Here is a 26,849-nt window from a genome sequence, read left to right as displayed (position 1 = left end):
GTGCGCCGGGAGAGGCCGCGGGCCCCTGGCGGACGGTCGGGGCCGGTGCCCTGAAGGACAGCCCGGGGTTCAGTACATGCTCAGGAGCTGCTCCACGGAGAGCTCGGCGGCCGGGGCCCCGTCCGGCAGGGCCAGTTCGAACCAGACGGTCTTGCCGCGCGGGGTGCGGCGCGACCCCCAGGCGGCGCTGAGCAGGCCGACCAGCTGGAGGCCGCGGCCGCCCTCGTCGGTGTCGCGGGCGCGGCGGCGGCGCGGCTGGACGAGGCCGGCGTCCCACACCTCGCAGACCAGGGTGCGGTCGCGCAGCAGCCGGAGCCGGATCTCGCCCTCGCCGTAGCGCAGGGCGTTGGTGACCAGTTCGCTGACGAGGAGTTCGGTGGTGTCGACCAGGTCGTCGAGGTCCCAGGCGACCAGCTGTGAGCGGGCCAGCTCACGGGCGCGCCCCACGGAGCGGGGTTCGCGCGGCAGCGTCCAGTCCCCGACCGCCTCCTCGGGGAGCCCCTGGATGCGGGCCATCAGCAGGGCGATGTCGTCCTCGCCGTGCCGGGTGTCGAGGGTGCTGAGGACGTGGTCGCAGGCGTCCTCCAGCTCCATCTGCGGACCGGTGAGGACGGCCCGCAGTGCGTCCAGGCCCTCGTCCAGCGGATGGTCGCGGGACTCCACGAGGCCGTCGGTGTAGAGGGTGAGCAGGGCGTTCTCCGACAGCTCGACCTCGACCTCCTCGAACGGCTCGCCGCCGACACCCAGCGGCATGCCCGGCGGTACGTCGATGAGCCGGGCGGGCATGCCGGGCTCGACGACGGCCGGGGGGAGGTGCCCGGCGTTGGCGAACGTGCATCGCCGGGTGACCGGGTCGTAGACCGCGTACACGCAGGTCGCGAGATACACCTCGGAGAGGTCCGCCTCGCGGGACTTCTGCGCGGCGCGGGAGGGCCACTGCGCTCCCCCGCTGCCGCCGAGGCCCTCGCTGCGCTCGCCGCCGCCCGGGGAGCCGAGGCCGCGGGCGACCTCGTCGAGGGCGGAGAGCACTTCGGCGGGCTCCAGGTCGAGGAGGGCCAGGGTCCGCACGGCGGTGCGCAGTTCGCCCATGGCGACGGCGGCGCGCAGGCCGCGGCCCATGACGTCGCCGACGACGAGGGCGGTGCGGTGGCCGGGCAGCTCGATCACGTCGAACCAGTCGCCGCCGACCTCGGTGGCGGTGTTGCCCGGCAGATAGCGGCAGGCGATGTCGAGTCCGGCGGCCTCGGGGTCGCCGGGGGGCAGGAGGCTGCGCTGGAGGATCAGGGCGCGTTCGTGCTCGCGGCGGTAGAGGCGGGCGTTGTCGATGCAGACGGCGGCGCGGGCGGCCAGTTCGGTGGCCAGCGCCCGGTCGCGCTCCCCGAACGGCTCGCTGCCCTTCGTACGGGAGAACTGGACGAGGCCGACGACCGTGTCGTGCGCGACCATCGGCACGGCGAGCGTCGACTGCACGAAGCCCATCTCGTCGCCGGGGACGTCCTCGACCCGGCCGGAGCGCAGCGCCGTGGCGCAGGGCGAGCCGAACGGGAAGCGGTGGACGGAGCCGAGCGCGGGCGGCAGGTCGTCCGGGCCCGGGGGCCCGCTGCCCGCCGCGGCGGTGGGCAGGGCGTCGGCGACCGCGCTGGCGTGGGCCACCCGGCGCAGCTCGGCCGAGCCACCGGCGGAATCACGGTGGGCGGGCGCCCAACTGCCGGGAGCGGCCTCCTCGCCGGTGAGCAGCCCCTGGTAGAGGTCGACGGTGGCGAGGTCGCAGAAGCCGGGGACCGCCACGTCGAGGAGTTCGCGGGCGGTGGTCTCCAGGTCCAGGGAATTGCCGATGCGGGCGCTGGCCTCGTTGAGGAGGGCGAGGTTGCGGCGGGCGCTGGCCGCCTCTCGGGCGGCGATGTGCCGCCGGGTGACGTCGGTGGCGAGGCCGGCGACGCCGACGGGGCGGCCGGCCCCGCTGTGCACCCGGTAGAGGTTCATGGACCAGTGCCGGCGCTGGGTGCCGCCCGGGGCGGGGCCGACGAGCTGGAGGTCGGTGACCGACTCCCCGGTCTCCAGGACCCGTTTCAGGGTGGCGGACAGCCGGTCGGCCTCGGCCCGCGGCAGATAGTCCTCCACCGTGCGGCCGCGGTGGTCGTCGGCCGCGCCGCCGAAGACCGTGGCGAAGCGCTGGTTGGCCCGGACGACGGCGAAGTCCGTGCCGAACAGCACGAAGCCGAAAGGAGATTGGCCGAATATGGCCTGCGAGGCGGCGAGGTCCGTCTCGATGCGCCGCAGGGCCCGGACGTCCACGACGATACAGAGCGCGGCCCGCTCGCCCCGGCCCGTCAGACTCGGCATCACATAGACCTCGGCGACGCCGTGCGCCCCGCCCTCGCCCGGCATCCGGAACGGGACGAGGCCCGTCCACTCCTTGCCGTCGAGGATCTCGCCGACCCGTCGATGACCGTCCGAGCGCAGCTCGGCGGGCATGAAGGCCTCCACCGGGTCACGGCCCACCGCCTCGGTCGAGGACATGCCGAACAGACCGGCGGCCCGGCTGCTCCACTGCTCGATCAGACCGTCGGGGCCGATCGAGAAGGAGGCGACCCTGATGTAGTCATAGATCGAGCCGGGCGGACTGCTCTGCCACACGACGTCGCCCGTGGTCCCGACGACCTCACCGACCTCACCCGTTGTCCCAGGTATTTCGCTCACGCGACCGTCCCCTCCAGCTCACACACCGGACCGGTCCTGCCCGCAGTATTCAGCACTACGGCCCCGACCGACACGGCGTTCACGATCACAGCAAGGTCTCAGTCCCTTTCAGCCAGGTTCTGCCCGACCTCTGGTGATCGCTGTGCGTCCCTCCACTCTCCTAACCAGGGAGAGCCAGCTCGAACCACACCGTCTTGCCACTCTTTCCGCGACGGGTCCCCCAGCGACGTGCGGAACAGGCCACGAGCTGGAGCCCCCGGCCGCCCTCGTCCTCGGGTCCCGCACTGCGTTCGGTGGGTGGATCCGGAAGCGGATCGGAGACTTCCACCAGCAGTACCGGGGCGGCGGGAGGGCGATCGGCGAACGGAAGATCCCCGTCCGCGTGCGACTGGACCAGGCGTACGCCGATGGGTCCGGAGGCGTACCGGAGGGAGTTGGTCACCAGCTCGCTGACGAGCAGGACCGCCAGGTCACCCACCGCCGCGTCGAGGCCCCAGGAACCCAGCGCACCCCGGACGGCGTGCCGGGCGCTCCGCACGGAACCGGGTTCGGCGGGGAAGGCCCACTCGGCGCAGTCGCCTTCGGTATCGATCACGCCGATCACTTCCCAGGGACGACCACGAGCACACCCCTTGTGCAAATGGGTACTAAACAGCCCATACCCACGATTTGTTGCCCACTACCGCGCAACCCGGCGTTTGACGCAGACGGGCGTACGCGCACCACGACGGGAGGTCACGGCCGGAGATCAGGGCCAGGGGTCACGGCCGGAGGTCACGGCCGGAGGTCAGCCCAGCGCGCCCGCCGCCCTGAGGTCGTCGAAGAGCAACTGGTCCACGGGCGGCACGAGGGCCCGGTCGGCGAAGGAGAACCACGCCATCTCCTCGATCTCGCTGCTCGCGGCGAGCGTGCCGCGGTAGTCGCCGTAGTAGCAGCTCATCCGCACGACGGCGGCGTCGGGCCGGTCGTCCACGGGGGCCTCGTACGTCCCGGCGTGGACGACGGTCTCCCGGATCAGGCCGACCGTCAACTCCTCCTCGATCTCCCGCAGGAGCGTCTGCAGATCGGTCTCCGCGCCCTCGCGCTTGCCGCCCGGGATGTAGAAGACGTCCTTGCCCCGGGGCCGCGCGCAGAGGATCCTGCCGCCCTCGATCCGCACCCACGCCACCGTGTCGATCAGCACCGCCACCACTCCGCCCCGCTCGCCGCACCTCCGGCGGCTTCCGCGCCCCCGGTCCGGGCCGGACCCTACCGCCCGGACCGCCGACCCACGGAACGCGGGACGGAGGAAGCGGGCGGAGTCGGCGGGAGGCAGGAGGCAGGGGGCAGGAGGCCGGGGGCAGGAGGCAGGGGCGAGGGTGCACCACGAGGGCGCACGGCGCACGCGGGCGTGAGGGTGCCCGGGAAGGACCGTGGAGCTCCGGGGAGGCGGAACGGCCTCCCGGGCCCCCACAGGGCCGTCCGCAGCGTCAGGGCCCGGTGCCCTGACCCACACGCTCCACCCGGTAGACCTGGTGGCGATGGCGGTCGTCGAGGCCGTCGGCGACCTTCTGCGCCTCGGCCTGCGTGGCGTACCTGCCCACGCGGTAGCGGTTACCGCCGTCGTCCTGCCGTATCACCTGCCAAGGGAGCACCGCGCCGCTGTCGCTCATCGTGTCGCTCCCCCGCATATCGCCCCTCTTCCCACCGGCGTGCACGTCTCTAAGGATCCCCAGGAAACCGCAGTACGCATATGCCCGAGCGTACGCCTGACCTTCACTCAGTGCAGGCGGGTTTGCACAAAGAGATACACATCCGGCCATCACGAAAGGGGCGCACCCGCAGAATGCGCCCCCTCGTGACCCAACAGCCCCGGCCGACAGGCTTCATCGGCGCCGCCCGGCCCCCTCAGCCGGCACGACGGGGCGTCACCTCACCTCATCTCACCGGGAGGTGGTACGCGACCCGGTACCGGTCCGCCGGCACCACCACGTCGGCCGTCTCCACGGCCCGGCCCGAGGCGTAGTACGTACGCCCGATGACGATGACCACATGGCCGGGCACACCGCCGAGCGCCAGGAGCTCCTCCGCCAGCCCCGGGCGCGCGCCGACCTCCTCGGCGACGTTGTCCACGACGACGTCGATCGCGGCCATCCGGTCGACCACCCCACAGCCGCCCAACGGACCTTCCTCCGGCAGCATCACCGGCGTCCGGCCCGTGACGGCGAGCGGCTCCCAGGAGGTGGAGAGCATGACCGGCTCGCCCGCCTCCCGGAAGACGTAGTGCGTACGCATCACGCGGTCACCCGGTTCGATACCCAGCCGCTCGGCGATCTCGGGGTTCGCCCCCTCCTGCTCACTGCGGGACTCCCAGGTCCCGCGCACCCCCTCCGCCGTCTGCTCCTGCCGGAACGGACTGGCCCCCTTGTCCGGCCGATTGCCGGAGCGGGCGATCATGCGGGGCACGGGACGCTCGCGCACATAGGTGCCGGAGCCGGATCGCCCCTCGACCAGCCCCTCCGCCATCAGGACCTTTCGCGCCTCCAGGGCGACGGTGTCCGAGACCCCGTACTCCTCCCGGATGCGGGCCTGCGACGGCAGGCGGGTATGGGGCGGCAGCGCGCCGTTGACGATCTTCTCCCTGAGATCGCTCGCCACGCGCAGATAGGCGGGCTGCTCACCGAAAGTCACAGGCCACTCCCAACAGGTTGACAGTCTGCGACAGCCTGACAACCGTGGGTTGTGCACCGCAAGCATAGGCCAGAGTTTCACTCAATGTGATGATCCTGTGACGGAGTACGCATACCTCGAACGTGTGCGCCAGACCAGTCCCGGACGTTCTCCGACTCCAATCTGCCCAGCGCCGGACCGGCCGACACGGCCACACCGGCACCGCCGCCGAAGTCCGGCAACTCCCGGACTCTTGACCATTTTTGGTCCAGACCAATACCTTCCTGTGCACAGCACGGCTCCCGCACTTCCCTCCGCCTTCCTTCCGTTTCCCTTCCGCACCGGATCACGCACAGGAACGAGCCTCATGCGCCGAAGAAACCTGTCCCGAATGACCACCGCCGGCGTCGCCCTGGCCCTGCTGGGGGGCATCGCGCCCGCCGCCACGGCCAGCGCCGACCACGACCGGAGCAACGGCGGCGACCGCGACAAGGGCCACCACCGCCCCGCGTACAAGAGCGTCGGCTACTTCACCCAATGGGGGATCTACGGACGCGACTTCCAGGTCAAGGACCTGGACACCAGCGGGGCCGCGGCCAAGCTGACCCACATCAACTACGCCTTCGGCAACGTCAACGCCGAGGGCAAGTGCTTCACCGGCAACATCCCCGGCCAGGCGGACGCCTGGGCCGACTACGGCCGTCCGCTCGACGCGGCGGGATCGGTGGACGGCGTCGCCGACACCGACGCCCAGCCGCTCGCGGGCAACTTCAACCAGCTGCGCGAGCTGAAGGCCAAGCACCCCGGCCTCAAGGTCATGATCTCGCTGGGCGGCTGGAGCTACTCCACCCACTTCTCCGACGCGGTCCGCACCGCGGCCTCGCGCAAGGCCCTCGTCGCCTCCTGCGTCGACCTGTACATCAAGGGCGACCTCCCGGTGGACGGGGCCCGCGGCGGCCAGGGCGCGGCGGCCGGCCTCTTCGACGGCATCGACGTCGACTGGGAGTGGCCCGGCTCGCCGGGCAACGAGGGCACCGTCTACCGCCCGGAGGACAAGAAGAACTTCACCGCCCTGATCCACGAGTTCCGCACCCAGCTCGACGCCTACGCGAAGAGCCAGGCGAAGGCCAAGGAGAAGGCCGCCAAGGGCAAGGGCCACGGGCACGGGAAGCCGAAGCCGAAGCACTACGACCTGTCGGCCTACGTGGCGGCCAACCCGAAGGCGATCGACGCGGGCTTCGACGTGAAGCGCCTCATGAAGGACTTCGACTTCGTCAACATCCAGGGCTACGACTACCACGTCTCCGGTGAGAAGAAGACGGCCCAGCAGTCGGCCCTGTACGCGAAGAACGACTTCAGCGTCGATCAGACCGTGCGCGACTGGGTGCGCCGCGGCGCGCCCAGGCACAAGATCGTGGTGGGCCTGCCGACCTACGGCCAGGGCTGGACCGGAGTGAGCGGCGGCGGCACGGGCATGGGCCAGCCGGCCACGGCCCCGGCTCCGGCCACCTGGGCGGCGGGCTACGAGGACTACAAGGTCCTCAAAAAGCTGGCCGCGTCGGGGACGTACAAGGTCCACCGTGACGTGAAGAACGGCCACGCGTGGCTGTTCGACGGCACGACGCTGTGGACGTACGACGACCCGCAGGTGCTGCGCACCAAGGCCTCGTACATCCGGGACAAGGGCCTCGGCGGGGCGATGTTCTGGTCGCTGGACGGGGACACGGACAACGGTGAGCTGATCACCGCGGTCGACCGCGGGCTCAACCGCCGCTGACACCGGCACCGAAGGGGCCGGGGCAGCCGCGTGACGCGGCTGCCCCGGCCCGACGTCCGGGACTCAGCGGTTCAGGTGTTCAGCGGTTCGGCCCGGCACGCCGGAGCGTGTCTCAGAACTGGAGCGCCCAGCTGTTGATCCGCCCGGTGTCGGCGTTCGCGTTGTCGCCGACCCGGAGCTTCCAGGTGCCGTTGGCGACCTCGGAGGAGGCGTTGACGGTGTACGTGGTGACCACGTTGTCGGCGCTGCCGCCGGTGCCGTACGCCTTCAGGTTGTAGACGGAACCGTCGGGCGCGACCAGGTCGATCCTCAGGTCGCCGATGTAGGTGTGCGAGATGTTGACCGGGACGCTCAGCGTGGCCGGGGCGTTACCGGTGACCCCGGTGACGGTGACCGGCGCCTCAACGGTGGCGTTGTCGTTGATCGCGTACCCGGTGGTGTTCTCGAACTTCTTGCCGGGCGGCGGGGTGGTGCCGCCCGGGCCCACGTACAGCAGCCGGTTCGGCGAGCCGCTGCCCGGGTTGGTGACGACCCCGGGGGTGGAGGCCGCGACCAGTGCGGCGGAGATCTGGGCGGGGGTGGAGCCCGGGTTGTCGGCGAGGTAGATCGCGGCGGCGCCGGCGACGTGCGGGCTGGCCATCGACGTGCCGGAGATGGTGTTCGTGGCGCTGTCGCTGGTGTGCCACGACGAGGTGATCGAGGAACCGGGGGCGAAGATGTCCACGATCGAACCGTAGTTGGAGAAGCTGGAGCGGGCGTCGGTGTTGGTCGTCGAGCCCACCGTGATCGCCTCGGCGACACGCGCCGGCGACTTGGTGGAGGCGTCGGTGGACTCGTTGCCCGCCGCGACGGCGTAGGTGACGCCGGAGGCGACGGAGCGGCGCACGGCGGCGTCGAGCACCGAGTCCGCACCGCCGCCGAGGCTCATGTTGGCGACGGCCGGCTTGACGGCGTTGGCCGTCACCCAGTCGATGCCCGCGACGACACCCGCGGTGGTGCCGGAGCCGGCGTTGTTCAGCACCCGCACGCCGACGATCCTGGCCTTCTTGGCCACGCCGTACGCGGTACCGGCCACGGTCCCCGCCACGTGCGTGCCGTGGCCGTTGCCGTCCTGCGACACGTTGTCGTTGTCCACGGCGTCGAAGCCGTTGAAGGCCCGGCCGCCGAAGTCGCTGTGGCTGATGCGCACCCCGGTGTCGATGATGTAGGCGGTGACGCCCTCACCGGCCTTGTCGGGGTAGGTGTAGCGCTGGTCCAGCGGCAGGTTCCGCTGGTCGATCCGGTCGAGGCCCCAGGAGGGCGGGTTGTTCTGGGTGGCGGAAGCCGTGAAGGTGCGGTTCTGCGAGACGGACGCGACGGCCGGGTCGGCGGCGAACTTCTTCGCCTCGGCGGCCGAGGCCTCGACCGCGTAACCGTTGAGGGCCGAGCGGTAGGTCCGCTCGACGCTCGCGCCGTACTTCTTCGCGAGGGCCTTGCCCTGGGCGGAGTCGGACTTCACGGCCGAGTCCTTCAGCGTCACGATGTAGCTGTCGCTGATGGTGCCCGGGGCGCCCGCGTTCAGAATCACGCCTTCGGGTGCGCGCTCGGCCGCGGTCGCCGGGAGCGAGGCGGTGGCGAGTGCGACGGCGGCTGCGGTGGCTATGACGGTCGCCGCGGCGAGTCTTCGACGGGCCTGGGGGGTGTGACGCGTCACTGACATCTGAGGGGTCCTCCTCATCGGCGGTGCTCTGGTGGGGGGTGGTGCCGGAGCCGAGCGACCAGCTCCCGGCAGGGGCATGACAAATCAGCCATCGGAACGCCCCGTTTTCTGCGTCGTCCGGTGAGCGGCACGCCCTGCTGCCAGCGAAAGATTGACCGATCCATGGCGAACTCACAAGGGCGCCTTGGGGTGTGCCATACGCGCGCCATTCACCTGCCATACGCCGGACACGACGGCGGGGATGACGGCCCGTCACTGCCCGGCGGACGGAACCCGGCCCGGGATCACCGCCCTGACCTGGTGCTGCCCGGTCTGCCGGGGTCCCCGGGACCTCGACTCCGCCCCGCGCGGGGCGTGGCCGCGAACGCGCTTTCCACGCGGGCCGATTCCTGGTGATGTCACGAGGAATTCCTTGCGCCCGCCGCCCGTAGTTCTCCGCGCGGGGAGGCACGGCGGGGCGGGAGCGGCCGGTGGAGACGGGACCTGCTCCATCCGGCGGTCGGCCGGAGGTCCGGTGCGGGGGCCGTGCGCGCCGTGACGGCCGACCGTGCCCACGCGTCCCTACCTTCGTCCTGTGAGCCTCTCGCGCATCTCCGTCCTCGCGCCCCTCGTCGCGGCCGCCCTGATCGCACCGCTGCCGCCCCCCGCCGACGCCGCCGAGCCCGCCGGCCCCGCACCGCTGCCGGGCCCGGCCGACCCGTCCGGCTCCCCCGTACCGCCCGCCTCCCCGGGCCCGGCCGTGCCCGCCTGCGGCCGGACGGGCGGTGAGGGCGGCCCCGGGACCACCTGGGCGCCGACGTCCACCCGCTTCGGGGAGGCCGCCGGCTACGACCCGTACATCGGCAACGGCTACCTCGGCCACCGGGTCCCCCCGGCCGGAGCCGGATACGCCACCACCGGGGAGAGGACCGGCTGGCCGCTCTACACCCCCCGCTACGACGGCGCGTTCGTCTCCGGGCTCTACGCGCGGGACAAGGCCGTCTCCGAGGGCCGCGAGGTGATCGCCGCGCTGCCGAGCTGGACCGGCATCGACGTGGGCGTCGGGGAGGAGACCCTCGGCACGGACACCCCGGCCGCCCGGATCTCGCACTACCGGCAGACGGTCTTCCTCGCCTGCGGCCTCGTCCGCACCTCACTGCGGTGGACGACGGAGGACGGCCGGGCCACGGACCTCGTGTACGACGTGCTGGCCGACCGGTCCGACGTCCACACCGGAGCCGTACGCCTGCGGATGACCCCGCGCTGGAGCGGCACCGCGACCGTCACCGGCCGGCTCGACGACCGGGGCGCGCGCCGGATCACCCTCCGCGAGGACGGCACGTTCCGCACGCTCGGCACCGGGATCGAGGGAGCCGTCGCCCAGACGATGCGGCGCGGCTCGGGTGTGGTCGAGACGCTGCGGCCTCAGGCCCGTACGTCCCCGGGGCCGACCCCGGTCCGCGCCGGCCGGACGTACACATTCGAGAAGTACGTCGGCGTCGACACCGCCCTGACCTCCCGCGCCCCGGCCGAGGACGCCCGCGAGGCGGCGCACCGGGCGGCACGGCGCGGCTGGGACCGGGTCTTCGCGGCGAACGAGGCCGCTTGGCGCGAGGCCTGGTCCGCCGATGTGCTGGTCCCGGGGGACCGCCGGCTCCAGGGCTGGCTGCGCTCGGCCCAGTACGGGCTGCTGGCGAGCACCCGGCGCGGCTCCTTTGACAGCATCGCCCCGGCTGGTCTGACCAGCGACAACTACGCGGGCATGGTGTTCTGGGACGCCGAGACGTGGATGTTCCCGGGTCTCCTCGTCACCCGCCCGGAACTGGCGCGCTCGGTCGTCGAATACCGCTACCGCACCCGGGACGCGGCCCGCGCGAACGCAGAGAAGTACGGCCACCGGGGCCTGTTCTACCCCTGGACCAGCGCGAGCCGGGGCCGCATGGACTCCGAGTGCCAGAGCTGGGACCCGCCGCACTGCCTGACCCAGAACCACCTCCAGGGCGACGTCTCGCTGGCCGTCTGGCAGTACTACCTCGCCACCGGCGACCGCGCCTGGCTGGCGTCGAGGGGCTGGCCCCTGCTCCGGGGCATCGCGGAGTTCTGGGAGTCGCGCGCCACGGCGAACGCGGACGGCAGCTACTCCGTCAACGACGTGGCGGGCCCCGACGAGTACAGCAACGGCGTCGACGACGGCGTCTTCACCAACGCGGTCGCCGCCACCGCGCTGCGCAACGCGACCCGTGCTGCCCGACTCCTCGGCCAGAAACCGCCCGCCGCCTGGAACAGGGTGGCGGACGGGCTGCGCATCCCGTACGACGCGGAGAAGAAGGTCTTCCTCCAGTACGCGGGCTACGACGGCTCCACGATCAAGCAGGCGGACACGGTCCTGCTGACCTACCCGCTGGAGTGGCCGATGGAGCCGGGTGCCGCGGCGGCCACCCTGGACTACTACGCGGCCCGCACCGACCCGGACGGCCCGGCGATGACGGACTCGGTGCACGCGATCGACGCGGCGGCGATCGGCGAGCCGGGCTGCTCGGCGTACACCTACCTCCAGCGCGCGGTGCGCCCTTTCATGCGGGGCCCGTACGGGCTGTTCTCCGAGGCGCGCGGCGACAAGGCGGGCGCCGAGGACCCGCTGTCCGGCTTCCCCGCCGACGACTTCCTGACCGGGAAGGGCGGCTTCCTCCAGGTGTTCACGCACGGCCTGACGGGGCTCAGGCTCCGCGAGGACGGCGTACGCCTGGACCCGACGCTGCCGCCCCAACTGCGCGAGGGCGTCACGCTGAAGGGCCTGCGGTACCGGGACGCGACGTACGAGGTCGGGATCGGCCCCCGGACGACCACGGTCCGCCTGACCTCGGGCACCCCGTTCACGGTCCACACGGAGGAGGGGCCGCACCGGCTCTCCTCGACGCTGGAGCTGCCCACCCGGCGCCCCGACCTGACCCCGACGGCCGACGCTGCGCGCTGCCGCCCGGTGACGGCGACGTCCGAGGCCCCCGGCCTGTACGCGGAGGCGGCGGTGGACGGGGCCACGGCGACGTCCTGGTCCCCCGACGGCGCGGCGGGCTCCCTGACGGTGGACCTGGGTCAAAGGCCCCTCCGGCTCACCTCCGTGACCCCGGCCTGGAGCGACACGGCCCCCGCCTCGCACACCCTGGAGACCTCCGTCGACGGCCGCTTCTGGCGTCCCTACCTGACGGGCGACACGGCCCGCAAGGTCCGTGTGACGGTCCGCTCGGAGGACCCGGAGAAGCCGACGGGACTGGCGGAACTGCGGGTGGAGGCGGAGGGCCGGTAGGGGCGGCAGGGGCGGTGGGAACGCGCGGCGGCGCGCCGGTGAGCCCCCGCGCGCCCGCGTTCGACATCAGGTGCAGCATGGAAGAGGGGTCACCATCGAACATCCGGAGGTGTACGAGTCATGGGCATGTACATGGATGTCCACCGGGGCATGAAGGGCATCACGTCCACGCAGTTGAAGGAAGCCCACGCGGCGGACGCGGCGATCGAGAAGGAAGAGGGCGTCCACTTCGAACGCGCCTGGGCGGACCCGCAGTCCGGCACGGTCTACTGCCTGTCCACGGCCCCCTCGGCGGATGCCGTCCAGCGCATCCACGAACGCGCGGGCCACACGGCGGACGAGATCCACGCGGTGCCGCTGGCGGTGTGACCGGACAGGTCCCCGAGCGGGGCGTCGCTCCCCGCCCGCTCATCCGGGCGTCGGGGGCCGGCGCCCCGCTCGCTCAGGCGTCGGGCCCCGACGCCCGACCCGGCAGCCGCGTCTCTCCCGCGGCCTCCGCCTCCGCCTTCGCGTCGCTCACGGCGACGGCGGCCTGCTTCGCGGCCTCGTCGGCGGCCGCGACGGCGTCCAGGGCCAGGGTGGAGTTCGCCTCGACCTCCGGGGCCCCGACGTGGTCCTTGTCCGAGGCGTCGGCGTCGGTGGCGTCCTGGCGCTGCGCGCCGGGCGGCGGCCCCGTGGCCGGCGACCGGTCGCCGAACGCGGTGGTGACGGTGCGGATGGCCTCGGTCAGCTCGCCCGGTATCACCCAGAAGGTGTTGTTGTCGCTCCGCGCCAGATCCGGGAGCGTCTCCAGGTACTTGTAGGCCAGGACCTTCGCGTCGGCGTTGTTGCGGTGGACGGCCTGGAAGACGAGTTCGACCGCCTTCGACTCGCCGTCCGCCCGCAGGATCATGGCCTGCTGCGTGCCCTGCGCCTCCAGGATGTCCTTCTGCTTCGTGCCTTCCGCGGTGAGGATCTTGGCCTGCCGCTCGCCCTCGGCGTGCAGGATGGCCGCGCGCTTGTCACGCTCGGCCCGCATCTGCTTCTCCATCGCCTCTTTGATGGTGTTCGGCGGATCGATGGCCTTGATCTCGACGCGGTTGACCCGGATGCCCCACTTCCCGGTCGCGTCGTCGAGGACGGCACGCAGCCGCGCGTTGATCTCCTCGCGCGAGGTGAGCGTCCCCTCCAGGTCCATGCTGCCGATGACGTTCCGCAGAGTGGTCACGGTGAGCTGGTCGATGGCGTGCAGATAGTCGGCGACCTCATAGGCAGCCGCCCGCGGGTCGGTGATCTGGTAGTAGAGCACGGTGTCGATGTTGACCACGAGGTTGTCCTCGGTGATCACCGGCTTGGGGTCGGAGGAGTACACCTGCTCACGCACGTCGAGCTTGGTGTTCACCCGGTCCGCCACCGGCAGGACGAAGTTCAGACCGGGCTGCAGGGTCCGGCGGTACCGGCCGAACCGCTCGATGTTGTAGCGGCGCGCCTGCGGAACGATGCGTACGGTGGCGGCCACGAGAAAGACGACGACGAGCGCCGCCACGAGAATCGGGATGACGACCGGATCCATATTTCCTCCTACATCCTCCCGCGCCCTCCCGCGCCGCGTGTTCAGCCGTTCACGGAAGGAGCTCGCGGGGATACACGACGGCTGTGGCGCCTTCGATCTCCATGACGTCCACCAGGGCGCCCACCGGGATCACCTGGTTCTCGTCGAGAGCGCGAGCGGTCCACTCCTCACCGGAGACCTTGATCAGGCCGTGGGTCGCGGTGACCTCCCGCACGACCTCGGCCCGCTTGCCGATCAGCGCGTCACTGCCCTCACGCGTCAGGGGCGTCCCCTTCATCTGCCGCAGCGCGACGGGGCGGACCAGGGCGAGTCCCGCCACCGCCGCCAGTCCGAGCGCGACGAGCTGCCCCAGCAGGCCGATGCCCACCCCGGCGACGACGGCGGCGACCAACGCCGCGCCGGCCAGCAGTCCGAAAACCAGCGTGAGAGTGAAGAACTCCGCGACGCCGAGCGCCGCGGCGGCGAGCAGCCAAGCGAACCACGGCATCGAATCAGCCTCCCCGAGGGGACCCGTCCAGAAGCGAACCTATCCGGATATGTACCCTTTCCGGCCCCGGACGGAACCGTTCGGGCGTGCCCGATCCGTGAGCGGGCCGGGTGGCCCCGTACGCGGATGACTGCCGGTCGTCGCGCGGCGCGGGGCCCGCTCGCTCACGCCTGCTGCCGCTCCGTCGTCCACCGTGCCGCGGCGGCCAGGGCGTCATGGCCGTACACCCAGCGCAGCCCGTCCGGCTCCGGCCCCCGGGCCAGCTCCGCGTCGCGCGCCCGCTGGAGCGGTCCGTCCGGCAGGTGGGAACTGACCGCCGTGGACCGGGCCGACTGCTGCAGGCGCTGGGTACGCGGGATTCGCTGCTCCTGATAGCGACGGAGCGCCTCCGGAAGGTCACCGCGCGACATCGCCAGCGTCGCCGCCAGCGCGAAGGCGTCCTCGATGGCCTGATTGGCGCCCTGCGCGGCGAACGGCAGCATCGGGTGCGCCGCGTCGCCGAGCAGCGTGAGGGCGTCGGAGGACCAGCGTGCCAGCGGCTCGCGATCGTGCAGCGCCCAGCAGCCGATGCCGCCGCCCGCCCCGAGCAGCCGGGTGACCGTGGGGTGCCAGTCCCGGTAGGCCTCGGCCACCTCGGCCTGGTCGCCGATGGCGGTCCAGGATTCGCCCGGGAGGGCGGTACCGCCCGTGGTGGCCGCGAAGCTGATCAGCCGGCCGCCGGAGACCGGGTAGCAGACGCAGTGCCGGCCAGGTCCCAGCCATACCCGGACGCGGGGCTCGGCGGCCAGCTCCGGCACCCGCTCCACCGGCACCAGCCCCCGGTAGATCCGTCGGCCGGAGAAGACCGGGGCGTCGGCGGCGAGATGCTCCCGTACCACCGAGCGGATGCCGTCCGCACCGACCACCAGTTCCGCACGGCGCTCCGAACCGTCGGCGAAGCGCAGCACGACGGCGCCGGACTCCTCCGTCAGCCCGGTCAGCCGGTGACCGGTCCGCACCACCGCACCGGCCAGGTCACGCAGGGCCCGGTGCAGGTCCGCCCGGTGCACGGTGACGTACGGCGCGCCGAACCGTTTCTCGCACTCCTCACCGAGCTCGGTCCGGGCCAGCGTCCGCCCGTCGTCCCAGCGCAGCAGATCGCGGGAGAGCGGGCGGACGCCGTACTGCCGCAGGGAATCGGAGAGCCCCAGACGGCGGAGCAGCCGAACCGCGTTCGGCGCCAGCTGCACCCCGGCGCCGGCCTCGACAGGCTGCTCGGCACGTTCGAAGACCCGGCAGCCGATGCCCAGCCGCGCCAGTGCGGCGGCCAGGGTGAGGCCGCCGATGCCCGCGCCGATCACCGCGATGTCCGGCGCCGGGGCGCTACTGCTCATGGCAGAACTCGTCGATCGGGTAGCCCACATGACGGTCGGCGGTCGGCAGGTGCCCCAGCACCCGGTCCCCGGGGCGGAGTTCGGTGCTGTTCAGCACGGCGTCCCCCGGTCCCAGTACCCGGACGTGCCAGTCGTCCTGGAGGATCAGATTGACCTCCTGGCCGCCGGCCGCCACCGCGTCGATGGAGATCAGCGGACGCGTCTCGATCTTGACCCGCCCCACCGCGACCGTCCGGGACCGGCCCTTGGTGTCCACCGCCATCACCTTGCTCCCGGCCCTCAGTTCGCTGAGGTAGCGGGTGCGCCCCTCGTCGGCGAGGGTGTACGAGTGGATGGCGCCCGCGTTGACCCGGAAGGGGCGGGTGGGCATGTACGGCAGGGGATGGGTCTCGCTGACGCACAGGATCATGCCCTTGGAGTGCGAGCCGACCAGGATGCCCTCGTCCTTGCCCAGATAGGAGCACGTGTCCACGCAGGCACGCTCACCCATGCCGATGTGGGCCACGGCGGTGACCTCCAGCTCCACGAGGAGCAGCTCGCCGGTGCCGCCGGCCGCGGTCGCCTTGAGCGCGGTGGCGTCGCCCACACTCCGGCCGGGCATCAGCACGCCGTCGGAGCCGAGTTGGAGGCAGCCGAAGATGACAGCGGCCTCCTCGGTGTTCTTCGCCATGGTGATGATGGCGCCGTCGGCGTCGGCGGCTGCGGCGATCACGATCTCCAGCGGGATCTTGGTCGGGTCCCGGAACTCCAGCACGCTCCAGCGTTCGGTGCGGGCCGCCTCGATGGCCGCGTCCAGGCTCTCGGCGTCGGTGATCTCCACCAGCCGCCCGAACTCCACGTCGGGGGCGGCCCCGGCGGCCTCCGCCCGGGCGGAGGCGTCCCCGGCGAGGATGACGACCCCGGCGGAGCCGTAGCTCGCGGGCCGCTTGCCCGGCGGAGGCATCAGCACCTTGGTGACGGTCGGCGGCAGCCCCTCCAGATCGGCCGGGTCGGCGGCGACTATGCCGTCGATCCGCTGGTGCAGCGCCTCCTCCACGATGGCCTGCCGGGCCTTGCCGGCCGAACGGATGTCAAGCCAGCACAGTTTCTCTGAGCTCACTGCCGTGCCCTTCCTCGATGTGACCGAGCGTGCCCCCGGAGCGGTTGTGGACGACTCCAGCCACCCGGGCGGCCATCGCCCCGGGGTCGGGGGACCGGAAGATGTTTCTGCCCATCGCGACTCCGGCCGCGCCGCCCGCCACGGCCTCACGGGCGAAGGCCAGCACCTCGTCCTCCGTGTCGCGCTGCGGGCCGCCCGCGCAGATCAGCGGGATCGGGCAGGCCGCGGTGAGGTCCCGCATCTCCGCCCGCGTGCGCAGGCAGGGGGCCTTCACCAGGTCGGCGCCCAGGTCGGCCGCGAGGGTGACGGCGTGGGCGACCAGTTCGGGGTCGGCGGGGTCGGTGATCTTCGGGCCCCGCGGATACATCATCGCCAGCAGCGGAAGGTTCCAGCGGTCGCACCGGTCGGCCACCGCTCCGAGGTCGGCCAGTTGCCGCGCCTCTTCCCGCGACCCCATGTTGATGTGCACGCTCACCGCGTCCGCGCCCAGGCGCAGCGCCGCCTCCACCCCGGTGACCAGGTGCTTGGCGTCCGGGTCCGGCGCGTGCGCGGTACTGGCGTTCAGATGCAGGATCAGGGACATCGAGGCCAGCCGGGAGTGGTCGATGTGGCGGACGCTGCCCTTGTGCACCACGATCGCGTCCACCCCGGCTCCGGCGAGCTGCCCGGTGAGCCGGTCGATGCTGCTGCCGCGCGGCACCACCGGGCCGTCGCTGAGCGAGTGGTCGAGCGGGACGATCATCAGCCGCTGGGGGTCGTGGTGGAACAGCCGGCGCAGCCGCACAGCGCGGCCGAAGTGCTGGTGTGTGGTCATGGAGTTCCCTTCGGCGGTGCACCGTCGTACGCCTGCCGGCCGTTACCGGAGCGCAGACAGGCCAGATCGGGCTTGCCGCGCTCGTTGAGCGGCATCGAGTCCCAGAACGTGATCTCGGCGGGGGCGTGCAGGGTGGAGAGCCGTTCGCCGACGTGGGTGCGCAGTTCCTCCGCGGAGGAGGTCCGGCCCGCCCTGAACACGACGGCCGCGTGGACGTACTCGGTCCGGTCCGGATCCCGTACGCCGTGGACGGCCGCATGCCGTACCGCCGGGTGGGAGAGCAGCGCCCGCTCCACCGCGGCGGGGTAGATCTTCAGGCCACCGGACTTGATGACCTGTCCGCTGCGGCCGGTCAGCCGCAGATAGCCGTAGCGGTCCCAGTGGCCGAGGTCGCCGGTGTCCAGCCAGCCGTCCCGCAGGACGCGGGCGGTCAGTTCGGGTTCGTCCGGGTAGCCGTCCATGACCGTGGAGGCGCGTACCCAGATCTCCCCGTCCTCCCCGCGCGGCACCGGGCGGCCGGTGCCGGGCTCGCGCATCTCCACCTCCACCCAGGGCAGCGGCCGCCCCACGCTGCCCAGGAGTTCGGGTTCCAGGTGGTCGAACGGGCTCAGATTGCTGATGCCCCCGGCCTCGGTGGTGCCGTACAGCTGGACGAGCACCGGGCCGAACACCCGCAGGGCCTCGGCGATCCGGTGCGGTGCGGCGGGGGTGCCGCTGTAGACGACGCGGCGCAGCGACCACAGGGCGTCCCCGACGGGGACCGGGCCGGAGCCCTGCTCGTGGCCCGGTGTGTCGGCCAGCAGTTCCGTGAGCCGGTACAGGTGCGGAACGGCCAGATAGGTGTCGGTGACGCCGTGGTCCGCGAGGGCCCGCAGCACCTCGGGGGCGTCGAAGTCCTGGTGCAGGAGGACCTGGCCGCCGGCGGCCAGCACCGAGTCCGCCATGGCGCCGATGGTGTGGCTGAGGGGCGTCACGGCGAGGAACACCCGCCGCTCGTCCGGCTCGCCGCTCGCCGCGGACCGGACGGTGCTGTCCCAGACCCCGAAGGTCTGATCGATGCTCTTCGGCGCACCGCTGCTGCCGCTGGTGAAGGCCACCAGGGCGCGGCGGTCGGGGGAATGGGCGGGGAGTTCTCCCAGCGGCTCGTCCCGGAAGGACAGTGCGTCGGGGCAGTCGGCTCCACCGACTCCGTGGCCCACCAGGCGGGGGCTGCCCTCGGTCAGCGACAACAGGGCGCGCGCGCGTTCCAGATGGGGGGCGTCGACGAGGATCACGGACGTGCCGGTGGCGTCGAGGATCCGCGCCTGGGTGGCGGCGGGCAGTGGGAAAGCGTCCGAGCGGGGGTTGGCCGAGCGCACCTGGACGACCCCCGCACCCAGGAGGTGGGCGGCGTAGCGGCCGATCAGCATCGCGGGATGGTTGGGCTCGGTGAGCACGGCCACCGTGCCACCGGGGACCAGTCCGGCCCGCCTCAGGCCCACCGCGGTCGCGCGTACCGCGTCGGCCAGCGCCGCGCCGTCCAGCCACCGGCCCCGGAAGTACAGGGTGGGCAGGGAAGGTTGACGGGCCAGCCGCCACAGCACGCGCCGCGTGTAGTGCTCATGTCCGGCCCAGGAGTCGGGCACATCAATCGGGAATGTCACGACCATCCGTTCGGGGCCGGGCGCCGGGCCCGCCCTCCGCTGGGCGGACCACCCGGTGGTTCCGCCTGCGCGGTGGGCGGTGTGCCCGCCGCGCAGGCGGCACTGCGCCGCGGGTTCAGCAGCAGCAGCAGGAGGACGAGGAGGAGGAACAGCAGGTGACGGGCAGGCTCGACGCGGCCATCTCCGGCAGCGCGACGCCGTCCGCGATCTCCATCGTGTTCAGCTCCTCGATGTCGAAGGAGTCGAACATCGCGTCCGCGTCCATGGTCTCCAGGGTCGATCTCATCTTGTGTGTACCCCCAAGCTCTTGGCCCGCCGGCCGGGAGACCGGCGGTGCGTGTGATTTCCCACCGGTGCCCGGCACGCGATGACCCGTGACCGGGCGCTGACATGTGTCAGCTTCCCGCCGGAAACAAGACGGCCTCCGCCGATGCTCACAGCTCGTCGGTGGCGCTGTCTGCGCGTCGGGAGACCCGTCGCGCAGACAGCCGGTGTCCCTACCTCAGCAGTTGGTGTCCCTACCTCAGCAGCAGGAGGAAGACGAGGAGCAGCAGGCGGGGGCGCCCAGGTAGGAGGCGCCCATCTCGGGCAGCGCGACGCCGTCCGAGATCTCCATCGTCTCCAGCTCCTCGATGTCGAAGGACTCGAACATCGCGTCCACGTCCATGGTCTCCATGATCTTGCTCATCTCCGTGTACCCCCAAGCTCTGGCCCGCCGGCCAGGAGACCGGCGGTGCGTGTGATGTCCCAGCGCTACCGGCACACGATCGCCCTCTGGGCCGGCGCTGAACGTGATCAGCGATTCCCGCCGGACAGTCGCCTGCCGAAAGCCTGTTGCGCGGGTGGTGCCTGCTGCCGCCGGGTCGGCGGCAGGATGAGAACGAGAACGAGCGGACCAGCTCACGAGACCGGCGGTGCCTACGATTTCCAACCGGTACCCGGCACGCAATGACCCGTGACCGGGCGCTGACATTTGTCAGCGTTCCCCGCCGGAAACAAGACGGCCTCCGCCGATGCTCACAGCTCGTCGGTGGCGCTGTCTGCGCGTCGGGAGACCCGTCGCGCAGACAGCCGGTGTCCCTACCTCAGCAGCAGGAGGAAGAGGACGACGAGCAGCAGGTGAAGTCGCCCTTCGAGGCGCCCATCTCGGGCAGGGCGACGCCGTCCGCGAGCTCCATGGTGCCCAGCTCCTCGATGTCGAAGGAGTCGAACATCGCGTCCACGTCCATGGTTTCCATGATCTTGCTCATCTTGGGTGTACCTCCAAGCTCTGGCCGCCGGCCGCGAGACCGGCGGTGCACGATTTACAACCGGTTCGCGGCACGCAATTACCCTTGACCTGGAGCTGATATTTGTCATCAATTCCTGCCGGGTAACCGCCTGCCGAGTATGCGTTTCTTCTCCGTGGCGCTGTCCGCCGTAGGGCGACCCGTCGCGCGGACAGCTGGTGCCGCTACGTCAGCAGCAGGAGGAGGACGACGAGGAGCAGCACATGGTGTTGCCGGTCGAGGCGCCCATCTCGGGCAGGGCGACGCCGTCGGCGACCTCCATGGTGTCCAACTCCTCGATGTCGAAGGAGTCGAACAGGGCATCCGCGTTCATCGCCTCAATGGCCATGCTCATTGACTTGATTTCCCTTCTTGATTAAGACTGCCATTCGGTAGAAGTGGCACCTTGGATAATTTCGGTCACTTCCGGCGCTGGCAATCTCTCGCGAAGCGGCGCTGACATTTGTCATCAGCCTCTGCCTGGTAGCCGCTCGAAGGGGCGCAAATGTCGCTTTGATGAATCGGTACGCTGAGCCTCGATTATCACGACTGGACCCGTGCGGACCGAACACCGGGTATTCAGGACAGGAGAAGCATGAACGGGATATCTGGGTCACACCGCCGGAGCCCCGGCTTTCCGGCGACCGATGTCCTGGTCGTCGGCTACGGGCCGGTGGGGCAGGTTCTGGCCATCCTGCTGGCCCAGTGCGGGTGGCGGGTAGTCGTCGTCGAGCGCCATCCAAAACCGTACAGTCTGCCGCGAGCGGTGGCGTTCGACGCCGAGGCCGCCCGGACGCTCGACGCCGTCGGCGTCACCGGCCGGATCGGGGACATCACCGAGCCCTCGCAGGACTACGTGGTCAGCGATGCCGCCGGACGGCAGCTCCTGCGGATCGGTCTGGGCGGCTCGGACGGGCCGGGCCGGCCGGACTCCACCTCCGTCTACCAGCCGGGGCTGGAGGCCGCGCTCGCGGCTCGCGGCGAGGAACTGCCCACGCTCCGCGTGCACCGCGGCCTGCGTGCCGTGGAGCTGACCGAATCCGGCTCCGGCGCCGAGCTGGTCGCCGAGGACGAACGCAGCGGCGAGCGGCGGACCTTCGCCGCCTCCTGGGTGGTGGGCTGCGACGGTGCGGGCAGCTTCGTGCGGCGCTCCCTGGGCGTCGGCTGGGCCGACTCCGGCTTCGCCCTGGACTGGCTGGCCTGCGATGTGGTGCCGGACCGCCCGGAGGACTTCCCGCCGTCCAACCTCCAGATCGCCGATCCCGCGCGGCCCCGGGTGGCCGTCTCCTGCGGACCGGGCCGCCGGCGCTGGGAGTTCATGCGGATGCCCGGGGAGGACCGGGCGGAGTTCGGCACCGAGGAGAACGCCTGGCGGCTGCTGTCGATGTTCTCCGCGAGGCCGGACAACGCCACACTGACCCGCCACGCCACCTATACCTTCCGGGCCCGCAACGCCGAGCGCTGGCGACGTGGGCGGGTGCTGCTGGCCGGCGACGCGGCCCATCAGATGCCGCCGTTCGCCGGCCAGGGCATGTGCTCCGGCTTCCGGGATGCCGCGAACCTCGCCTGGAAGCTCGACCTGGTGTTGGGCGGCGGGGCCGGGGAGGCTCTCCTCGACAGCTACGAGCAGGAGCGCCGCGCCCACGTTCAGCACGCGATCGACCTGTCGGTGCGGCTCGGACGCCTGATCTGCGTGACCGACCCGGCCGCGGCAGCCGACAGGGACCGGGCGATGACCGCCCGCGCCTCCGGCCCGGCCCGGCCCTCCGGCCCGCTGGGCGAACACCTGGCCAGGGGATTCCTCGCCGACGGCGGATCCCCGGCCGGTGAACTCACCGGCCGGGCCCGGCTGACCGGCCCCGAGGGCCCGGGCCCGGCCGACTCCGTGCTCGGCCCCGGCTTCGTACTGCTGTGCCGCGAGAACCTCGCGGACACTCTGTCCCCCGCCGCGCTGGAGACCCTGCGGCTGGTACACGGCCGGGTGGTGACCGTGCTGCGCGCCGACGCCGGTTCGGCTCCCGGGCCGGACACGGTGCTGGACGCCGACGGCCGCTGGCTGCCCTGGCTGGAATCGTTGCCGGCCGGGGCGGTCCTGATCCGGCCCGACCGCTATCTGTTCGGCGCTGCCTCCGACGCGGACGGGCTCGCCGCGCTGATCACGGACTTCCGGCGGCGGCTGCGTCCGGCCACCCGGGGGCCGGGCGCAGCCGCCGGGTCCGCCTGAGCGGCCCGTCGGGGCTCAGTGGTAGCGGCGTCCCTCGTCACGCTGGTAGGCGTAGAAGGCGAGGGCGGCCAGTCCTGCGGTCCAGACCACGAGCGACACGATGGCGACCGGGTTGACGTCGTAGTCGCCGACGGTCGCCCACATCAGCTCGGCCGAGCCCCGCGTCGGGACGAACGGGGCGATCGTCTCGATGAATCCGGGCGCCTCGCCCGGACCGCCCAACAGGCCTCCCGCGAAGGCCAGCGGCAGGAAGACGAGCTGGACGGTGGCTATCGCCGCCTTGGTGGAGAGCAGGTAGCCGATCGCCAGCCCCATCATGGTGAACGGCACGGAGATGATGATCACCACGCCGATCGCCAGCAGGAAGCGGACCGGCGAGATGGTGGCGGGGGTGAAGAACGCCGCCACGAGCACGACCGGGAACATCGAGAACAGCATCATCGCGAGACCGGTGATGATGCGGCTGCCGAACCGCACCGCCGGGCCGATCGGAAGGGTGCGGGTGTAGGGGTCCCAGGGCTGGGAGCGGTCTTCGGCCACACCGGTGCCGTGGCCGAAGAGATTGCTGATCATCGCCGCGAAGACCACCATCGAGGCAGTGGCGAGGGTGGCCCCGGCAGGGTCGTCCTTGGTGTTGGGCACCACGAAGAAGATCAGCGAGGCGGCCGGGAAGAAGGCCGCGCCGATGATCGCCATGGGGATGCGGCTGAGCTCGACCAGCTGGTAGCGGGCATGGACAAGGGTCAGTGATGACATGGCCTCAAGCACTTTCGTGGGAGGTGCGGTGGATCAGGACTGGGAGATCACCAGGAAGGCTTCTTCGAGCGTGGCCTGCTGGACGGCGAGGCCCGAGAACTCCACGCCCTGACGCACCAGCGCCCGGACCAGCTGGTCGGCGTCGTGGGTCATCAGCTCGACCCGCTCCTCCGTCCGCTCCTCGCTGATGACACCCGGCAGGTCCGGCAGCGGGCCGGCGACCATGGACACCCGGTGCATATGGGCCATCCCCCGGATGGCGCCCACGTTGTCGTCCGCCCGGATGCGGCCCTGGGCGATCACCACCACCCGCTTCGCCAGGGCCTCGATCTCCTCCAGATAGTGCGTGGTGAGCAGGACCGTGCCACCGCCCTCGTGGAACTCGCGGATGCGGTCCCACAACATCCGCCGGGACTCCACGTCCAGACCGGTGGTCGGCTCGTCCAGGATGACCAGGCGCGGGCGTCCGACGAACGCCAGGGCGAGCGCCAGGCGGCGCTTCTGGCCGCCGGAGAGTCCGCCGGTCTGGCGGCGGGCCTCCTTGGTCAGGTCGAACCGCTCCAGCAGCTCGTCCCGGTCCTCGGCTTCCTTGAAGTGCGCGGCGACGAAGTCCACGGCCTCGGCCACCCGCAGCGTGGGGGGTACGCCGCTCTCCTGCGGGGTGACGCCGATGGCCTGTCGGTTGGCGGGGTTGGTGGGGGCGCCTCCGAACAGCTCGATCCGTCCGGAGGTCGGCTTGCGCAGCCCCAGAAGGGAGTTGAGCAGCGTCGTCTTGCCGGCGCCGTTCGGCCCGAGCAGGCCGATGAACTCGCCCTCCCGCACGGTGAAGTCCACGTTGTCCAGAGCGACGGTGTCCCCGTAGTGCCGGGTGACGCCGATGGCGCGGGCGATGACGGCCGGTGTGGGGGGAGCCCCTGCGCGGGCGGTGGCGGTGGTGGGGCTGGTGCTCATCAGTGCTCCTCGGTTGACAGGACCGCGCCGCTCTGCGCAGGTCCGGAGTGGTCGGAAGGGGACGCCCCTTCGGGGGCCGACCGGACGGGGAAGAGCCTCGCCAGCCGGGCATAGGTCTGGTATTCCTCAACCGCCCGCAGGCCGAGGCGGTTGTGCAGCATATGGACGTGGGAGACGGTGACCTGTGCCGGGTGGAGCGGGGTCTCCCGCCGTATCCGGTCCGACAGTCCGGTGAGTGCCGCCTGCCACGGCGCCAGCGGGCCCGTGGTGTCTCCCCCTGTCGCCTTGGCCCGCAGCTCGTCGGTCGGCCGGGCGGCGCGGTACAGCTCGTCGAGCTGTCGCTCCGTGTAGCCGTAGCCGACCGCCCACGTACGCCAGGCGCGCAGTCCGTGATCGTAGAAGGCCGCCTCTTCGGCGGGGTCGTCGCCGAGCGCCCGCCCGGCGCAGACGGTGGCGCGCAGGGCCAGCAGGGCACGGGCCCCGGCGGAGGGTCCGCGCCGGAGGAAGGAGAGAACCAGCCTGCTGGAGAGTTCGAAGAGCCGCTCGCTCTGGGGCATCAGCTCCCGGCCACCGTACCGCTCGTACTCCGGGTGGTAGGCGAAGCGGTGGACACCGGGCGCCAGCATGCCGGTGACCTCCTGGTGGGAGGGCTGGTCCCCGGCCGTGGTCATGGAGGCGGCGGTCCGCGCGTAGTCCGCCGGGTCCATCGCCGTCTCGCCCTCCCGCAGCCGCCCGGCGTCCACGAGGCGCTCGGCGAGGAGTCGCTCGGCCGACGCTGCTTGCTCGTCCGTCAGATCTCCCACACGCAGGCGGATATGGGGCCCGCCGTGCCAGTAGCGCAGGAAGAACCACGGGCGGCCCGGCAGGGTGTGCAGCACCGGCCCGACCGCCTCGACCACCACCCGGTCGTGTGCGCTTCGGTCGCCGCTCGGTACATGCAGATGCCAGGTCCGCCACTCGGTGTCGGGTCCGCCAGGGCCGACGCCGCCACCCTCGGCGCGCGCGGTCTCGGATGTGTCCGTCAACTTCTGCTCCCTCGTCACAGGCGTAGATCGCACAACAGCCCCTCGAAGCGCGGGGTCCCGGTGATGGCGGCGCAGACGACCATCTCGTCGGGGTCCAGGCCGAGGAGTTGCCTCGTCGGGACTTCCTGGAAGGCGCGCGCGGGCCTCGCGTACAGACCGGTGGCCGCGGCGGCCAGCGAAATGCCCTGGGCCGCCCAGCCCGCCGCGTACTGGGCGGCGGTGAACCCGCCGGGGCCCAGCCGGTCCACGAGCCGTCGTGGGTGCGCGGAGAGGAACCACACCGCACTCGCGTGCCGGACGTCGCCCCCGGCGTACGGGGTGACGGGGTAGCCGTAGTGTTCTTCCAGTTCGGCCGCGGCACCGGGACGGGCCTGGTGCAGCGTCGGGCGCCCGTCCCTCAGGTGCCAGACTCCGTCGGCGTGCCCTTCGATGCCCTGGAACACGGCGGTCAGGCGCAACTCCTCCCAGGCGGCGGCCAGGTGCGGGCCGGGGGGCGGGACGCTCAGCCAGCTGACAGCCTCGCGCAGGGTCCGCTCGGGTACCGGTCGTCGACGGCCGGTCATGCCGTACATGCCGCGCGGCATCCGTCCCGCGCTGCGGCGCCACAGCACCTCCGCCCAGGACAGCGCTCCGTCCCGGGGCAGACCGGCCGGGACGGACGGACCGAGCGGGGCGGCCGAACCCGTGAAGTCCTGGGCGCGGTTGACGGTCAGGATCCCGCCGAGGACCGGGTCGGCAGCCCGCTCCGCCGGGGCCGCGGCGACGGGCGGCCCGCCGTCCTCCAGGGCCACCGTCAACGGCAGGGACCATTCCGACTCGGGCGTCAGGCCGAAGTCCGTCAGCAGGCCCGACGCGTTCCGGTCCGGCAGCCGCAGCCTTCCGGACAGGCCGAACAGCTCCATTCCCAGACACAACTGGCGCAGGTTGACACCCAGTTCGAGACCGATCAGGGAGCTGCGGAACCACCGGTAGGAGTCGGGCAGCCGGGTGTACCTCCCGGCCAGCGCCACCTCCAGCGGACCGGCCGCCCCGTCCTGGCGTCCCACGCCGGTCAGCGCATGCCGGTAGAGGTCGAGCACCCGGCGGTGACGGCCGTCCCTGACGAGCACCTGGACGGGAAACTTCGCCCGCACCGAGGGATAGGGGCGGTGGTCGTTGAACGGGTTCTCCGGCTCCCGCCGTTGCAGCCCGAAGCCCGCGACCAAGGCGTGCCCGAGGGCGTCGGCGCTCTCGCGCGCCTCGCGCGGGGAGCCGACCCGGCCGTGCGGATAGGGCGCCCGCTCCAGCAGCTCGGCCGTGCCCCGGGGCAAGGGCGTCCGGTCGCCGAGCGCCGCCTCCGGGAGCGCCGGCGCGACCTCGGTGTCCGGGCGGGGCTCGGGGACGGCCTCCGCCTCCACCCGCACGCCGAGCCCCGTCGCGTAGGTGAACCACCGCATGTCGCGGGACATGACATCGGCATCGTCCGGGATCGGTGACTCAGGGCCGCCCCGGTCGCTGGTATCTGTCATGGGGAACTCCGTATGCCTCGGTGGTTCGGTGAACATCGGCG

General features: G+C 72.0%; 24 protein-coding genes. 4 read left to right on the top strand and 20 right to left on the bottom strand.

The annotated features are described in order from the left end of the window. Positions 1-69: 69 nt before the first annotated feature. The 5 genes from ACIRJT_RS04095 to ACIRJT_RS04075 form a co-directional block, all read right to left on the bottom strand. A complete protein-coding gene (locus ACIRJT_RS04095; protein WP_403904471.1) occupies positions 70-2,637 on the bottom strand; it encodes a SpoIIE family protein phosphatase in 2,568 nt (855 codons plus the stop codon). Between the two features lie 223 nt (positions 2,638-2,860). After that, positions 2,861-3,304, bottom strand: a complete 444-nt coding sequence (locus ACIRJT_RS04090) for an ATP-binding protein (RefSeq protein ID WP_403234928.1) — start codon at positions 3,302-3,304, stop codon at positions 2,861-2,863. Positions 3,305-3,487: 183 nt separating this feature from the next. Continuing rightward, positions 3,488-3,892, bottom strand: coding sequence for an NUDIX domain-containing protein (locus ACIRJT_RS04085; protein WP_403904119.1), 405 nt, complete (start codon positions 3,890-3,892; stop codon positions 3,488-3,490). 277 nt (positions 3,893-4,169) lie between these two features. Further along, positions 4,170-4,370, bottom strand: a complete 201-nt coding sequence (locus tag ACIRJT_RS04080; RefSeq protein WP_097868256.1) for a hypothetical protein — start codon at positions 4,368-4,370, stop codon at positions 4,170-4,172. A 247-nt stretch (positions 4,371-4,617) separates the two neighbouring features. Further along, positions 4,618-5,370, bottom strand: a complete 753-nt coding sequence (locus tag ACIRJT_RS04075; protein ID WP_403904116.1) for a GntR family transcriptional regulator — start codon at positions 5,368-5,370, stop codon at positions 4,618-4,620. A 346-nt stretch (positions 5,371-5,716) separates the two neighbouring features. Here ACIRJT_RS04075 and ACIRJT_RS04070 point away from each other — a divergent pair, with 346 nt between their 5' ends. Then, positions 5,717-7,126: a glycoside hydrolase family 18 protein gene (locus ACIRJT_RS04070; protein WP_403904114.1), complete on the top strand. Its 1,410-nt coding sequence runs from the start codon at positions 5,717-5,719 to the stop codon at positions 7,124-7,126. Between the two features lie 112 nt (positions 7,127-7,238). On the opposite strand, the gene ACIRJT_RS04065 is transcribed toward ACIRJT_RS04070, so the two are convergent. Continuing rightward, complete coding sequence (locus ACIRJT_RS04065) at positions 7,239-8,825, bottom strand: S8 family peptidase (protein WP_403904111.1); 1,587 nt, start codon at positions 8,823-8,825, stop codon at positions 7,239-7,241. Positions 8,826-9,399: 574 nt separating this feature from the next. Here ACIRJT_RS04065 and ACIRJT_RS04060 point away from each other — a divergent pair. Further along, complete coding sequence (locus ACIRJT_RS04060) at positions 9,400-12,108, top strand: glycosyl hydrolase family 65 protein (protein ID WP_403904108.1); 2,709 nt, start codon at positions 9,400-9,402, stop codon at positions 12,106-12,108. Between the two features lie 120 nt (positions 12,109-12,228). Continuing rightward, the gene (locus ACIRJT_RS04055) at positions 12,229-12,477 is read left to right on the top strand and encodes an SCO4226 family nickel-binding protein (RefSeq protein WP_403904106.1); all 249 of its coding nucleotides are present in this window, start codon (positions 12,229-12,231) and stop codon (positions 12,475-12,477) included. Positions 12,478-12,550: 73 nt separating this feature from the next. Here the strand turns inward: ACIRJT_RS04055 and ACIRJT_RS04050 are convergent, their stop codons facing one another. From ACIRJT_RS04050 to ACIRJT_RS04005, 10 genes are all read right to left on the bottom strand, one after another. Further along, entirely contained in the window at positions 12,551-13,660 is a 1,110-nt protein-coding gene (locus ACIRJT_RS04050) for an SPFH domain-containing protein (protein ID WP_403904103.1), read from the bottom strand. A gap of 49 nt (positions 13,661-13,709) precedes the next feature. After that, entirely contained in the window at positions 13,710-14,147 is a 438-nt protein-coding gene (locus ACIRJT_RS04045) for an NfeD family protein (protein ID WP_403904100.1), read from the bottom strand. Between the two features lie 164 nt (positions 14,148-14,311). After that, positions 14,312-15,520 carry an FAD-dependent monooxygenase gene (locus ACIRJT_RS04040; RefSeq protein ID WP_403904097.1) on the bottom strand — a complete coding sequence of 403 codons (1,209 nt, stop codon included), beginning with the start codon at positions 15,518-15,520 and terminating at the stop codon, positions 14,312-14,314. Beyond that, on the bottom strand, positions 15,510-16,619 hold the full coding sequence (locus tag ACIRJT_RS04035; RefSeq protein ID WP_403904094.1) for a 3-dehydroquinate synthase II family protein: 1,110 nt from the start codon (positions 16,617-16,619) through the stop codon (positions 15,510-15,512). Before ACIRJT_RS04035 ends, ACIRJT_RS04040 begins: the two co-directional genes overlap by 11 nt. Beyond that, complete coding sequence (locus tag ACIRJT_RS04030) at positions 16,591-17,433, bottom strand: 2-amino-3,7-dideoxy-D-threo-hept-6-ulosonate synthase (RefSeq protein ID WP_403904091.1); 843 nt, start codon at positions 17,431-17,433, stop codon at positions 16,591-16,593. Before ACIRJT_RS04030 ends, ACIRJT_RS04035 begins: the two co-directional genes overlap by 29 nt. Further along, positions 17,430-19,076: a class I adenylate-forming enzyme family protein gene (locus ACIRJT_RS04025; protein ID WP_403904088.1), complete on the bottom strand. Its 1,647-nt coding sequence runs from the start codon at positions 19,074-19,076 to the stop codon at positions 17,430-17,432. Before ACIRJT_RS04025 ends, ACIRJT_RS04030 begins: the two co-directional genes overlap by 4 nt. A 115-nt stretch (positions 19,077-19,191) precedes the next feature. Further along, entirely contained in the window at positions 19,192-19,362 is a 171-nt protein-coding gene (locus ACIRJT_RS04020) for a thiazolylpeptide-type bacteriocin (protein ID WP_371625668.1), read from the bottom strand. Positions 19,363-19,599: 237 nt separating this feature from the next. After that, positions 19,600-19,764 carry a thiopeptide-type bacteriocin gene (locus ACIRJT_RS04015; protein WP_403904085.1) on the bottom strand — a complete coding sequence of 55 codons (165 nt, stop codon included), beginning with the start codon at positions 19,762-19,764 and terminating at the stop codon, positions 19,600-19,602. Positions 19,765-20,161: 397 nt separating this feature from the next. Next, entirely contained in the window at positions 20,162-20,326 is a 165-nt protein-coding gene (locus ACIRJT_RS04010) for a thiazolylpeptide-type bacteriocin (RefSeq protein WP_073866433.1), read from the bottom strand. A 208-nt stretch (positions 20,327-20,534) separates the two neighbouring features. Then, entirely contained in the window at positions 20,535-20,699 is a 165-nt protein-coding gene (locus ACIRJT_RS04005) for a thiazolylpeptide-type bacteriocin (RefSeq protein ID WP_073740161.1), read from the bottom strand. Positions 20,700-20,939: 240 nt separating this feature from the next. Between ACIRJT_RS04005 and ACIRJT_RS04000 the strand changes: the two genes are divergently transcribed. Continuing rightward, positions 20,940-22,568, top strand: coding sequence for a bifunctional 3-(3-hydroxy-phenyl)propionate/3-hydroxycinnamic acid hydroxylase (locus ACIRJT_RS04000; protein ID WP_403904081.1), 1,629 nt, complete (start codon positions 20,940-20,942; stop codon positions 22,566-22,568). A 15-nt stretch (positions 22,569-22,583) separates the two neighbouring features. Here the strand turns inward: ACIRJT_RS04000 and ACIRJT_RS03995 are convergent, their stop codons facing one another. The 4 genes from ACIRJT_RS03995 to ACIRJT_RS03980 are packed head-to-tail and all read right to left on the bottom strand — an operon-like array spanning position 22,584 to position 26,808. Continuing rightward, positions 22,584-23,324 (bottom strand): ABC transporter permease, encoded by a 741-nt coding sequence (locus tag ACIRJT_RS03995; protein WP_403904079.1) that lies wholly within the window; start codon positions 23,322-23,324, stop codon positions 22,584-22,586. 33 nt (positions 23,325-23,357) lie between these two features. After that, the gene (locus tag ACIRJT_RS03990) at positions 23,358-24,275 is read right to left on the bottom strand and encodes an ABC transporter ATP-binding protein (RefSeq protein WP_403904077.1); all 918 of its coding nucleotides are present in this window, start codon (positions 24,273-24,275) and stop codon (positions 23,358-23,360) included. Continuing rightward, positions 24,275-25,300, bottom strand: a complete 1,026-nt coding sequence (locus ACIRJT_RS03985; protein ID WP_403904075.1) for a thiopeptide-type bacteriocin biosynthesis protein — start codon at positions 25,298-25,300, stop codon at positions 24,275-24,277. The genes ACIRJT_RS03990 and ACIRJT_RS03985 overlap by 1 nt, the downstream gene beginning before the upstream one ends. A 14-nt stretch (positions 25,301-25,314) precedes the next feature. Next, complete coding sequence (locus tag ACIRJT_RS03980; RefSeq protein WP_403904073.1) at positions 25,315-26,808, bottom strand: hypothetical protein; 1,494 nt, start codon at positions 26,806-26,808, stop codon at positions 25,315-25,317. Positions 26,809-26,849 lie beyond the last annotated feature (41 nt).

Origin of the sequence: Streptomyces sp. NPDC102283 (genome assembly GCF_044766265.1) — a bacterium.
In the GTDB taxonomy this organism is placed as follows: Bacteria; Actinomycetota; Actinomycetes; order Streptomycetales; family Streptomycetaceae; genus Streptomyces.
Note: the sequence above shows the minus strand (reverse complement) of the source record. Positions and strands in the feature narration are given on the sequence as shown.